Below are 12,721 nucleotides of genomic sequence, written 5' to 3' on the forward strand. Positions count from 1 at the left end.
GGACTGATCTCGATACTGGACGCGGTAAGATGGCTCAAGCGTTCTTCATGAACCGCCGTGGTACGGAACCGTATGCCCGGTGGTGTGAGAGGACAGGGGAGGCGACTCCCCTTCCTACTCGATCCTGCGGTTTGAGTTTTTCCCTCCTGAATCTCTGAATCTGTCCGCTTTTTGTCCACCTCAATTTTTGGGGCGTACCTAATCGCGTTGACTAGCTATGCTTAGTTTTAGCTGCAGTACTGTAGCTTCTAAGCTACTATTTTGCTTATCTGTGCTTGTGCGAGACAGGCTGCCTATTACCCAGCTCATTCTCGCAAAATGAGGGTGAAGAAATGAAAAGCCATGATGATGCTATGATTACCATGCTTCGTGAAGATCCTGATATGGCTATTGATTATCTACGCACTGCATTTGATGAACTAGATGAGGAAGGTGGTGAAACGGCCTTTCTTATGGCGCTTCGTCATGTGGTGGAGGCCCAGGGTGGAATGGCAGTAGTCGCTGAACGGGCCAACCTATCAAGAGAAAGCCTGTATCGTGCGTTATCGCCTAAGGGTAACCCTACCTTGCGAACTATGACCGCGGTCATCAAAGCCACTGGCGTACATTTTCATGACTTAACTCGCCAAGCTTCATGAAAAGATCGCTTACTTAGAAACCCCGAGATAGAGAGGGCGCGCCGTACGTTGAAGCAAACAGGGGCGGGTACCAATTAGCACAAAGGGTTGTGGATAGATGGTATCCAGGGGGCAGGCATTGTGGATAAGGGCAGTAAAGGGAATAAAGCGTTGTGGATGAAGCGAGAGAAGCATTTCATCAGATAATCAAAATGGCGATCTTGTTTGGTGGGATGTCTATAATGTATATATGGGTTGAGAGTAGGCTTCTCAAAAAGTGGAATAAAAAGCGTCTTTTAAATAGGAAGAAATAGCTTATTCTTTTGAAGTAGATTTTTTAAATCTTTGATGATTGTCGAAGTTGAATCCGGAAACTGTAAGGATTTTATCGACAGAAAATGAAACTGCATCTTCAGGTCTAGCTATGCTTAAATCAAAATCATATTCAGTTGTAAAAACTAATTCTTGTTTTGTGTCGCGATACCCAGACATTAAGGGCATTAGCGTTATAGAAGAAGAAAATATGCTTTCTTCATCTGGAGGGGGGATTAAAATAGGTCTGCCAATATAAAATTTTCCGTTTTCTAAAGTAATTAAAGCAAAATTTAAGTCTTTAAAACTTAATTCTTTCCATATTTCTCTTATTTCTTCGTCATTTATTTCGTTTTTCTTATATTTTTCATACGATTTTTCCCTAAGTTTAGATATTTGATAATTATATTTAAAAACTTCCTGGTAATTTTTTCCTATAATAAATAGCGTGTATTCAAGAGGTGAATGTTTGGCAAACATCTTCTCAATGTTATCCACTTCTCGAGTAGCTGATTTTCTTTTAAGCCAAGGTAAGTTTTTGATAGCTAAGTTAAATATTAATAATAAAGTACAAGTGATTAAAGACAAAGATGTAAGATAAAGATATAGTTGATAATTAGAAGCATTGTCATCAAGAGTAAGGATTGATTCGATTGCTTCCGAAATGATAGATATTAGATCAGTATCGGGCAATATAGCTAATGCTGGGAATATCCCTATCAATTTGCCTATAAAAGGTAATATTACAGAAAAAATTAAGGCAGTTAATAGAAACGTAAAAAAACCATACGTAGCTGCTCTTAAATAAAGCGACCAGCCTGTGTATAGGCTAAGACGCACCTTTTCGCTAGGTAGAGTGGTCAGTAAAATGTAGCCACAAACTAATAAGGGAATTAAGAGGAAAGCAATCAAAATATAATCCTAAATTTTATTTCTTTTATAGAATGCTTTGATTGCTGCCGATGCCTTCTTAGTGGCTTTCTCATTTTCATCATAGTCGAAGAAAACAGTAGAGTTTCCAATGATTTTAATACCACTATTTTTCTTAGAGGTTGTTTCAATTTTGCTCTTAAGTTGACGAATATCTTCTAAGTTATTGAATTCAGCATACATAGTAAAACTCCTTGTGATTTAGTTTGGCTATTGTTTTTCTTTGTGCGATAGCTTTTAGTTATAGGCAGGTTGTCGTAATTATCTAATCAATACCATAATAGTTACACCGTTCCAATTAGTCTATCAAATGTACTAAATAGCATGGTAATTCTAGCTCCAAACCTCTCTATCATGCGGATGTTCTGACAATAGTATTTTTTAGGAGTTCTGGAGGTTGAATAGAGTCGGATGAATATAACTAATGAATCGGAGTGTTAGTGTAGGCAGGATGTCCACATTGCGACAATATTACTTAGCTTTAACGAGCCAAAACGAGCTTTTTTTGTGACGAAAATCCTTTTAAATCAATACAGTGTGCTATTGTGAGTCGGTGCGTCAAGGCTTCAAAATCCGCCGCCTTTACGGGTGTGCCAGTTCGAGTCTGGCCACCGGCACCATATTTAAAATCAGGCACTTAGGTGCCTTTTTTTGTGCCTGTGATTTGTGTTTTTCTTTCCGGAATGTCTGAATGTGTCCACAAAGTGTCAACAGCGATTCTGGCGGTCACTTTCTCACACTAACCAAACACTCCGCAGCCAACTTTCGATAAAGAGCAACCAGCTCTTCGCTCTTGGCGTCTTCGTGCCAACTGGCAGCATAGCTTTGGCCGCGTTCGGCGAGCTGCTGGCGCAGAGCTTCATCACTTAGCAGGCGGTTGACCTTAGTGGCGAAGTCGTTATGGTTCTCCTCGGCGATCAGGCAGCCTTCTCCTTCTCTTAATACATCCAGCGTGCCCATCGTGGCGGTGGAGACCACCGGTGTGCCCAGGGCCATCGCTTCCAGCAATACCAGCCCCTGGGTTTCCGTGCGTGATGCAAACACAAAAACGTCGGCGGCGCGGTAAGCGGCTTGCAAAGGGCCGTTGCGGTCGAGATAACCGAGAAACAGCACTGCGTCTGCCACGCCCACTTCCTGGGCGCGCTGAACAAGCGAGTCATGGGCTGGGCCTTCGCCGGTAATGATTAGTCGGGTGGTGGGGTGTTCGGCTAATACCTTGGGCAGCATATCGATCAGAAAGTCGATGTTCTTCTCAAAGGCGGCGCGGCCTACATAGAGCAGCAGCCGTGCTTCCTGGGACAGGCCGTAGTGAGCCCGAAAGTCGCTTTCATGCTGGGCTCCCTGTGTGTGGCAGAACGACTCCAGCGCCAGGCCGGTAGCAATTACCGTGGTAGGCGTGGTCACGCCGTAGCGATTAAGCGCTTGCTGCATCGCTTGAGAGGGCGCTATTAAGGCGCTGAGCTGTTGGCACTGGTGTACCGACAGCCGCCGTGCGGCCAGGCGTAGCCAGTGTCGTGGAAGCCAGCGAATATAGTGATGAACATACTCCTCAAAAAGCGTGTGGTAGGTTGCGACGACTGGAAGCCCGAGCCGACGACCCAGCGCAACACCGGCATAGTGGGCGGTAAAGGGCGTGTGGACATGAATAAGATCAAACGCCTTGCCTGCCAGTTGCGGTGTCAGAGCGAGCAGATCGCGGTAGCGCATCATGCGATCTTCCGGGTCGCCGGGTATCCGGCGCGAACGGATGCGCATCACACCCGGTTCGTCCACTTGGCCCAACGGGTAGTCGGGGCAGATAAGCGTGACCGAGTGACCCAGGCGCTCCAGGGCGCCGCGAAAGCTGGCAATGGAGGTGGAAACGCCATTGACGCGGGGAAAGTAAACATCCGAAATCATCAGTATGTTCATACTTCCTGGCTGCGTCTCAGCCGTGGTCGCCGTTGAGTGAAGCAACGTCAACGCAGATGCCAGCCGCGTCTCGCGGTCAGCTTCGCGCTGCAGGTGGAGAGCATTGCCGTTGGCTAAATGGGCGAGGGCTGTGACTTCCTGGTCACTGAGCGGAGCGTTGCGAAGGGGGCGTCGACGCTGTGGCATGTTGTCTAAACTCTTATGGCAGCTTATGCCCACCCTAACCTGAGCCCATGACTGGCAGATGACAGCTTTTTATCCGCATTGCGCCACTCCGGCAGAGCGTTAATCTACAGTTGGCTACCCCCTCGCTTTTGGGCGCCTAGCCGTTTTATAGTGAACGACTCGCATTTGACGAAAGACGGTATTTCACCATGGCCCCTTTTGAGCTGCATAGCCGCAACTTAGCCAAAGAGCAGGTGGCCCATACCCACGATTTTCACCAACTGATTTTGGCCACCTGCGGCGTCACAGAGCTCTCCATGGAAGGGCAGGGGGAAAGGGTGACCGCCCGCCGTGGCTGTCTGATTCCCTCGTCGCGCCATCACGAGTACCAGGGCGATGGCAGCAACCGTACGTTAGTGCTGGATATTCCCGTGGCGCAGTTAGCTTTGCTTGAGAAGGGTAGCGACATTGAGCGCCTGTTCGATAAACCGCGCTTTTTCAGCGTGCCTCCGGCGTTAAACCAGCTTACCCACGCCCTGGCCAATCAGCTTGAGCAGTGCCCCGCATTGCAGAATGAAATAGCCATCCTGTTGCTCCGCGCGTTGACCATGTATCTGCAGGATGCCACCCCAGCGGCGGTTGGGCAGTTGGGCCAGCATTTCATTAGCGAACGTCTCGACCTTGCGCGATTGGATGCCTGGCTGGATCAGCACCTTGCCGATGAGATCCGCGTAGAACAGCTAGCGTCTCTGTGTGCCTTGAGCCCCGGGCACTTTCATAGCTGCTTTCGCGAGCTAACCGGCGTGACGCCGCTGGCGTATGTGCAGCGCAGGCGCTTGGAGCACGCGCGTACGTTAGTCCGCCATAGCACCCTCAGTTTGGGGCATATTGCGATGCTAGTTGGTTTTCGTGATCAAGGTAGCTTCTCCCGCGCCTACCGGCGTTACTTCGAGATTTCCCCTTCCACTGACCGTTAGTCCCCTTAGGCCGTTAGGTTCCTCCCGAAAGCGGCCTGCATGACTTGCGGGCAAACTTGCCGCAGTGTCGGGCAAGTAATTTGCCGATAAGCGCTCTAGTCTCTGAAGAAGCCTTTTATGTCAGAAGAACTTCTTTCAAGGAGAAACACCATGGGCGTTACCTATCAAGACAGCAATGCACGCATGAGCCAAGTCGCCATTCACAACGGCACCGTTTACCTCGCAGGCCAAGTGCCTCCTGATGCCACGGCGGATATGCGTGGCCAAACCGAGCAGGTGCTGGCGCGCATTGATCAACTGCTAGCCCAAGCGGGCACTTCTAAAGAACACCTGATCTCAGCACAAATCTGGGTCACCAGTATGGCGGAGTTCGACCAGATGAACGCCGCTTGGGACGCCTGGGTGGTACCCGGTCGTCCACCCGTGCGTGCAGCGCTTGAAGCCCAGCTCGCCAAGCCCGAGTGGAAAGTGGAAATCATGGTGGTAGCCGCGCTGCCGGAGGCCTGATATGCGGGTTGTTTCTGCCCAAGAGGTCGCTCGCCACCTGAGGTGGGACGGCTTAATCAAGCGTTTACACACCACCTTTGTGAATGGCGTGGAGTCTCCGCCGCGCCATCATCACGCCATGCACCGGCCGGATGGCGAAGCCACCATGCTGTTAATGCCCGCCTGGGAAGCGGCGGGCTATATCGGCGTGAAAATGGTCAACGTGTTTCCGCAAAACGCCGACCACGGGATTCCGGCGATCTCCGGGCTCTACTTGCTCAGCGAAGGCAAGCACGGTCAGCCGCTGGCATGTATCGATGGCAGCGAGTTAACCCGGCGTCGTACGGCGGCAGCCTCTGCGCTTGCCGCCCAAGCCTTGGCGAATAAAAACGCAGAGACGCTGCTGGTGGTGGGTACGGGCAAGCTGGCGCCCATGGTGATTGAAGCCCACGCCAGCGTACGTCCCATCAAGCGGGTGCTGGTGTGGGGGCGTAATCCCAGCAAAGCGGAGGCAATTGCCGACGAGTACGCCGAGCGCTTTGAAACCCAGGTGGTGCAAGAGCTCGCTGATGCAGTCGCCGAGGCCGACATCATCAGCTGTGTAACGCTCTCGACCCAGCCGCTGATCAAGGGCGAGTGGCTCACTCCAGGCACGCACTTGGATTTGATCGGTGCGTTTCGCCCGCAAATGCGCGAAACCGATGCGTTGTGTCTGCGCCGCGCGGAGGTGTTTGTGGACACCTACGCCGGGGCCAAAGGCGAAGCGGGCGACATTTTGCAAGCCATCGATGAAGGTGAGTTTCAGTTTGACCAGATCCAGGCGGAGCTTGCCGAGGTGTTAGCCGGCGCTAAGCCGGGGCGTTCAAAAACGGAGGACATCACGCTATTCAAATCGGTAGGTGCGTCGCTTGAAGATTTAGCCGCCGCGATAGAAGTATGGGAATCACTGCCCGCAAAACCATAACAAGACCGACATCGCTACCGAGTAGCACCGCCAGTCATAACGAAGACCGACCAATAACCAAAACGAGGTATGTTATGAACGCTAATAAATCACTACTTATCGCCGCGCTGGCAGCACTGCCGCTGGCCATAGCAAGTGCCAATGCCCAGGCACAATCCTATGAGATGGTGATCGCCACTCAACTGCCGGAAGATATGAGCAATAATGAAATCTATCCGGCGCTGGTGCACTTTAAAAATCTGGTAGAAGCGCGCACCGACGGTGACCTTGAGGTCACGATCTTTGGCGGTGGCCAGCTAGGCTCTGAAGTGGAGAACGGCTCTGAAGTGCAGGGCGGGCGTACATTGCAGTCGACGATTATGTCGGCCGGGGCGATGTCGTCGTTTTACCAAGACTACCAAGTAGTCACGGCGCCGTTCCTGTTTACCAACTGGCGTCAGGCGTGGAGCTTCTTCGATAGCGAATGGTTCGCCGACTTTATGTCCGGCACCGTAGACGACGCCGATATGCGCTATTTGGGCACCTTCGACGATGGCGGTGGCTTTGTCGCTTTCACCAATAACGTACGACTCATCAAAACCGTCGAAGACTTGGAAGGGCTCAATATTCGCACCGAAGAGAACCCTGCCCACGTGGCGATTATGCGCTCGCTAGGCGCTTCCGCTACGCCGCTGCCCTGGGGCGAGCTGATCACCGCGCTGGAAACCGGCCTTGCCGATGGCCAGTTCAATGCACCGGTACTCAACACCACCTTTAACTTCGATGCGGTCACCGACTACACCACCCTTACCGGGCATGTGTATAACAGCGCCCCTTGGGTAGTTAGCGAATCGTGGTATCAGTCGCTACCTGAAGAGCACCAGCAGGCGCTGATAAGCTCCGCGCGGGAAGCGATCCAACTGAGCCACGGTATGTCAGGCGCCCTGGCAACGGCCAGTTGGGTGGAGTCCTGCGAACGCTTTGAAGAGTGCTACTTGATGCCCGACGCCGAGCGTGAACGTATGGCGGAAATTGCTCGCCCCGCCTGGCAGGCGTGGATCGTCGATGACTTTGGCATGGACGAAGCGCGTGTACAGGGGCTACTTGACGAAGTCGAGCGCGTTGGCCAGCAGCTAGCCGAAGACGACTACCGCATCTATGGTCAATAAAAACAGGCCAATAACGATAAGCGATAGATAAACGCTGGGGCTATACACATGCCCCAGCGTGAGGAACAGCCATGGGTGTTTTAACTCCTTTGCGCCGCTTGAGCGATAGCGTCAATCAGGTGGCCATCGTGGTATGTGTGGGCTGCATTCTGACGATGCTCGGCATCTCGTTTACGGCCTTTCTCTACAAGCTGATGACCGGCAGTACGCTAAGCTGGACGTATTCGCTGGCGCGGCTGTTTTTGCCCTGGATCGGCTTTCTCTCCATGACCATTTCGCTGCGCTACGGTGAACATGTCGCCATGACGCTACTGGTGCGTAGCTTGCCTAGAGCCATGGTGCAAGTGGCTGCCGGGCTCTGTTTGGCGGTAATCGGCCTGTTTGCGCTGATGCTGACTTGGTACGGCTGGGATTACTTCATCAGTGCCACCCAGGTCTATATGGTCTCTGATCAAATCCGTATTCCCAGCAAGGTCACCGCCATCGTCGTACCTATCAGCGGTGTGATTATGCTGCTTCACCTTGTACATGGCTTTGCGCTACTAGAGCACTTTCTGGATGAGCGCGATGCCATTGATGAGCTCATTGACAGCGCTGATGGGGAGCACCGCTTATGACACCTGCCATTGTGGTATTCGTGCTGTTGCTGTTTATTGGTGCGCCGGTAGCGGTGGTGATGGCGATGTCGGGCCTGGCAGGCGGTTTTGCGCTGGGCGGCGAGCGCATGCTGGGCATCATTGCCGACCGTATGTTCTCCGGCGTGTCGGGTTTTCTGCTGATCGCCGTGCCCTACTTTATTTTTACCGCCGAGCTGATGAACCAAGGTGGGCTGACCCATAAGCTGATTGCGTTCAACAATGCGCTGTTTGGCCGGGTGCGCGGCTCGCTCTCCCATGTGAATATCTCGGTCTCGGTGTTTTTTGCCGGACTGACCGGCGCGGCAGTCACTGATACCGTTGCGATCGGCAAAATTATGATTCCCGAGATGAAAAAGCAGGGCTACGATGCCGAGTACGCCGCCGCCGTCACCGCCTGTTCATCAATTATTGGGCCGATTATTCCGCCTAGCGTGGTGATGGTGGTCTACGCCACGCTGCTGCGCGATATCTCGGTGATTGACCTGTTCGCGGGCGGTATTATCCCCGGTTTATTGATGGCGCTGGCGCTACTGGGGGTTAGTTTCTTTTTGGCCTGGAAACGCAATTACCCCAAGGAAGCGCCGACGCCCTTTAAAGCGGCGATCCTGGCCTTTTTAGTTGCGTTGCCCGCGATGGTGGTGCCGCTGATTATCCTTGGCGGGATACTCTCGGGGCTGACGACGATTACCGAAGCTTCGGGCTTTGCGGCGGTTTACGCCATCGTGATTGGCGTGGTGTTCTACCGCAACCTAACCTGGCGCAAAATCTGGGGCGCCCTTGTCACCACGGTGCGTTTTTCCGGCGTGGTGTTTTTTCTACTGGCGACGTCTGCGGTGCTAGGCTGGTTTGTTACCCGCTCGGGCATTGCCCGTGATGCGGCCAGCATGATCACCACCGTTAGCGACGCAGCTTTTGTGCAGCTGATGCTGGTCTGCCTGCTACTCTTAGTGATCGGCACGGTGATGGATGTGCTGCCCGCGCTGGTGGTGATTGCCCCGGTGCTGGTGCCCGCGATGATTCAGTTGGGTTTTGACCCGCTGCACTTCGCCATCTTGATGATCGTCGTACTGAATATCTCCAATGTGACCCCGCCAGTGGGGATGACGCTGATGACCGCCGCGCGAATAGCCGAGGTGCCCTATGAACGAGCAATTATTGCCTCGCTGCCGTTTTACGTCTCTTTTTTGGTGGTGATTGTGCTGCTGGCTGCCTTCCCAGCGCTCTCCACCTGGATTCCCTCTTTACTTTAACGGGCTGCCAAGGATTGCAAATTTGACTATGAAATGCTTTTACCACCCCGATCAGGCATACCACGCGCCGCCGACCTTTCTGCTGCGCGGCCAGCCTGCGCCCTCTCCGGAAGGCCCGCTGCGTGCCGAGCTACTTACCCAAGGCTTGGCGAGCGCAGGGCTGACCCTTACAGCACCCAAAGAGGCGGATTCTCCAACGCTGCGTAAGCGTTTGGAGCAGATTCATACGCCGCGTTATCTGACGTTTCTGGACACCATTTACGCCCGCTGGCAAGCACTGCCCAATGCGGCGGAGGTGGTTGCTCCCAATATCCACCCCTGCGGCGGCGGTCACCACTACCCGCGCCACCCGATTGGCCAGGCGGGTTGGCATTTGCACGATATGGCCTGCCCGCTAAGCGCCACCAGCTTCCAAGGTGCACTGGCTTCTGCTGCCAGCGCCGAAGCAGCGGCCGAAGAGGTGCTAAATGGCGCGCCAGCGGCCTATGCACTGTGCCGCCCGCCGGGACACCATGCCGGGCCTGAGCGCGCCGGGGGCTTTTGCCTGCTGAATAACTCGGCGCTGGCGGCCACGGTGCTGCGCGAGCGCTTCGCCAAAGTGGCGATCATCGATGTGGACTTACACCACGGCAACGGCACTCAGGATATTTTCTATAAACGCAGCGATGTCTGGACGGGCTCACTGCACGCTGATCCTAGTGACTTCTACCCCTTCTTTTGGGGCGGTGCTGATGAAGAGGGCTGCGAGGAGGCCGTGGGCACTAATGTCAATCTGCCCCTGCCGGTAGGCAGCGACGGGGAAGTGTATCTCGATGCCCTGGCGATTTTGATTGACCACCTCCAGCGCTACGAGCCGGATGCCGTGGTGGTGGCACTGGGGTTAGATGCCCATAAAGATGACCCGCTAGCGGGACTAACGGTGGAAACCGAAGCGTTTATTGAGGTGGGCAAACGCCTGGCGGCACTTGCGTTACCGATGGTGATTGTTCAGGAAGGCGGCTACCCCACTGAGCACCTAAGTGCCAACTTAACCGCCTTTATGCAGGGCTTTACGGCATGAGCATAACCGGCTTTTATTGGCACGAACGCTGCTTCTGGCATGACCTGGGCGCGATTGGCGTGTTTTCCGCACCCGGCGAGTTCTTACAGCCCCAGGCTGCTTCGGAGAGCCCGGAAAGCAAGCGACGGCTTAAAAATATCATTGAAGTCAGCGGTCTGATTGATGAGTTGAGTGTGGTTAAACCACCTGCCGCGACGCTGGATGACCTGCTGCGTTTTCACACTCCGCGTTACCTGGATGAACTGCAGGCGGGGGATAGCGCACGGGGTGGCAACGGCGGCGACTGCGCGCCCTACATGCCCGGTAGTTGGGCGGCAGCCACCCACTCCGCTGGCTTGGCCAGCGCCGCCGTTGAAGCCGTAGCACTGGGCGAGGTGAGCAACGCTTACGCCCTATGCCGCCCGCCGGGGCACCATGCGGAGGCTGATCTGGGTCGTGGGTTCTGCCTGTTGGGCAATATTCCCGTCGCGGTGATGCGCGCTCGCGCCTTGGGGCAGGTGAACCGCGTGGCGATACTCGATTGGGACGTTCATCACGGCAACGGTCAGCAGGCGGCGTTTTATGGCGAGCCGGATGTGTTGACTATATCGATTCATCAGGCGGCCAACTATCCGCTGGAAACTGGCGGCTTTGACGAGCAGGGCGAAGGCGCAGGCCTGGGTGCCAATCTCAACCTGCCGCTGCCGCCGGGGTGCGGCCTGGGGGCATACGCCTACGCCATGGAAAGACTCGTGCTGCCTGCGCTGGAAACCTTCAACCCCGAACTCATCGTCGTGGCCTGTGGTTACGATGCCTGTGCCAAAGATCCATTAGGCAAAATGTTGCTCAATAGCCAGGCGTTCGCCACCATGACTGCCCAGCTTAAAGCGCTGGCCGAGCGCTGCTGCGAAGGCAAGCTGGTATTTGTCCACGAAGGTGGTTACTCCGAAGGCTACGCACCGCTGTGCGGCCACTCGGTGATCCAAACCCTGGCGGGCAGTGCGATTAGCGTGCCCGACCCGCAAAACGATGAAATTGCCGCCTGGGGCTATCAGGCCCTGCAACCGCACCAGCAAGCCTTAATCGATGACTGGTGCCTACAGTGGGAGCAACGCAAACAATGACACCGCTTTATGATCGCGATGGCTGGATTTGGCAGGATGGTGAGTGGCGCGCGTGGCGCGACGCCAAGGTGCATGTGTTGTCCCATACATTGCACTACGGCATGGGCTGTTTCGAGGGCGTACGCGCCTACGCAGGCCCCAGCGGCACGCATCTTTTTCGTGCTGCCGAGCACACCCGCCGGTTGGCGGAGAGCGCCCATTCGCTGGATATGCCGCTGCCGTTTAGCGAATCGGAACTGATAGAAGCCCAGCGCCAGTGCCTGGCGAAAAACAACCTGAGCAGCGCCTACCTAAAGCCCACGGTGTTTTTCGGCGCGGAAGGTATGGGGCTGCGTGCTAAAGGATTAACCACCCATGTCATGGTGGCCGCTTGGGATTTGGGCCCCTATATTTCGCCCCAAGCCGCGACCCACGGTTTGCGCGCGCTGACGTCATCTTGGGCGCGCCACCACGTAAATATCAGCCTCTGCCGGGCAAAGACTAACGGCCACTACGTCAATTCGATACTGGCACTGAACACGGCGATCAAAGCCGGGTTCGATGAAACCATCATGCTCGACCCGGAAGGCTATGTGGCCGAGGCCTCGGCGGCCAACGTCTTTTTACTCCGCGATGGCGTGCTGCACACCCCGGAAGTGACCTCATGCCTTCAAGGCATCACCCGAGATAGCGTGATTCAACTGGCGCAGAAGGTGCTGGGTATCGAAGTGCGTGAGCGGCGGATTACCCGTGATGAGCTATACACCGCCGATGAAGCCTTCTTAACCGGCACCGCCGCCGAAATACTGCCGCTAAGGGAGTTGGATGGAAGGCATATCGGCACCCGCGCTGGTGTGCCGCCTGTTAATGAGCCGATCAGCCCAGATAGCTTGACGGCTCGACTGCAAGGCTTATATCGCCAGGCGGTGCGCGGTGAGTTGGATGATTTTCGGCATTGGTTAACGCCTTAGGACTATTGGGGTTGGAAGTAAGAGCTATGCATCCCCCTATCACGCGCTGCGAGGGCAGGTTGAAGCGAGGGTCTTTTGTCATGGATGACAAAAGTAGCGCCCAGGGATGATGAGATGGTCTCCTCCCCCCCATTGTCGGCGTCAAAATGCGCCAGAATGAAAGTGTCACTTCATTCAAGACGGGAGAAGACCATGAACAAGTATAGGGTG

Annotated in this window: 13 protein-coding genes; 10 read left to right on the plus strand and 3 right to left on the minus strand. The window is 54.4% G+C overall.

All coding sequences use genetic code 11. From position 1 onward, the window contains the following. Positions 1 to 332: 332 nt before the first annotated feature. On the plus strand, positions 333 to 638 hold the full coding sequence (locus tag QT231_RS23430; protein ID WP_308339186.1) for an addiction module antidote protein: 306 nt from the start codon (positions 333 to 335) through the stop codon (positions 636 to 638). 294 nt (positions 639 to 932) lie between these two features. Here the strand turns inward: QT231_RS23430 and QT231_RS23435 are convergent, their stop codons facing one another. From QT231_RS23435 to QT231_RS23445, 3 genes are all read right to left on the minus strand, one after another. Then, on the minus strand, positions 933 to 1,841 hold the full coding sequence (locus QT231_RS23435) for a hypothetical protein (protein ID WP_308339187.1): 909 nt from the start codon (positions 1,839 to 1,841) through the stop codon (positions 933 to 935). Between the two features lie 9 nt (positions 1,842 to 1,850). After that, positions 1,851 to 2,042: a hypothetical protein gene (locus QT231_RS23440; protein WP_308339188.1), complete on the minus strand. Its 192-nt coding sequence runs from the start codon at positions 2,040 to 2,042 to the stop codon at positions 1,851 to 1,853. Between the two features lie 543 nt (positions 2,043 to 2,585). After that, positions 2,586 to 3,956: a glycosyltransferase gene (locus tag QT231_RS23445; RefSeq protein ID WP_308339189.1), complete on the minus strand. Its 1,371-nt coding sequence runs from the start codon at positions 3,954 to 3,956 to the stop codon at positions 2,586 to 2,588. A 188-nt stretch (positions 3,957 to 4,144) separates the two neighbouring features. Between QT231_RS23445 and QT231_RS23450 the strand changes: the two genes are divergently transcribed. From QT231_RS23450 to QT231_RS23490, 9 genes are all read left to right on the plus strand, one after another. Further along, positions 4,145 to 4,912, plus strand: a complete 768-nt coding sequence (locus tag QT231_RS23450) for an AraC family transcriptional regulator (RefSeq protein ID WP_308339190.1) — start codon at positions 4,145 to 4,147, stop codon at positions 4,910 to 4,912. Between the two features lie 150 nt (positions 4,913 to 5,062). Then, positions 5,063 to 5,419, plus strand: a complete 357-nt coding sequence (locus QT231_RS23455; RefSeq protein ID WP_008959745.1) for a RidA family protein — start codon at positions 5,063 to 5,065, stop codon at positions 5,417 to 5,419. A gap of 1 nt (position 5,420) precedes the next feature. Continuing rightward, positions 5,421 to 6,362, plus strand: a complete 942-nt coding sequence (locus tag QT231_RS23460; RefSeq protein WP_308339191.1) for an ornithine cyclodeaminase family protein — start codon at positions 5,421 to 5,423, stop codon at positions 6,360 to 6,362. Positions 6,363 to 6,436: 74 nt separating this feature from the next. Beyond that, the gene (gene dctP, locus QT231_RS23465) at positions 6,437 to 7,510 is read left to right on the plus strand and encodes a TRAP transporter substrate-binding protein DctP (RefSeq protein WP_308339192.1); all 1,074 of its coding nucleotides are present in this window, start codon (positions 6,437 to 6,439) and stop codon (positions 7,508 to 7,510) included. A gap of 71 nt (positions 7,511 to 7,581) precedes the next feature. Further along, entirely contained in the window at positions 7,582 to 8,127 is a 546-nt protein-coding gene (locus tag QT231_RS23470; protein ID WP_308339193.1) for a TRAP transporter small permease subunit, read from the plus strand. Next, positions 8,124 to 9,398: a TRAP transporter large permease gene (locus QT231_RS23475; protein WP_308339194.1), complete on the plus strand. Its 1,275-nt coding sequence runs from the start codon at positions 8,124 to 8,126 to the stop codon at positions 9,396 to 9,398. Before QT231_RS23470 ends, QT231_RS23475 begins: the two co-directional genes overlap by 4 nt. 28 nt (positions 9,399 to 9,426) lie before the next feature. Continuing rightward, entirely contained in the window at positions 9,427 to 10,458 is a 1,032-nt protein-coding gene (locus QT231_RS23480; RefSeq protein ID WP_308339197.1) for a histone deacetylase family protein, read from the plus strand. Further along, positions 10,455 to 11,561: a class II histone deacetylase gene (locus tag QT231_RS23485; protein WP_308339195.1), complete on the plus strand. Its 1,107-nt coding sequence runs from the start codon at positions 10,455 to 10,457 to the stop codon at positions 11,559 to 11,561. The genes QT231_RS23480 and QT231_RS23485 overlap by 4 nt, the downstream gene beginning before the upstream one ends. Next, on the plus strand, positions 11,558 to 12,511 hold the full coding sequence (locus QT231_RS23490; RefSeq protein WP_308339196.1) for a branched-chain amino acid transaminase: 954 nt from the start codon (positions 11,558 to 11,560) through the stop codon (positions 12,509 to 12,511). The genes QT231_RS23485 and QT231_RS23490 overlap by 4 nt, the downstream gene beginning before the upstream one ends. The last annotated feature ends 210 nt before the right edge of the window (positions 12,512 to 12,721 follow it).

Origin of the sequence: Halomonas sp. SpR1 (genome assembly GCF_031010175.1) — a bacterium.
GTDB lineage: Bacteria > Pseudomonadota > Gammaproteobacteria > Pseudomonadales > Halomonadaceae > Vreelandella.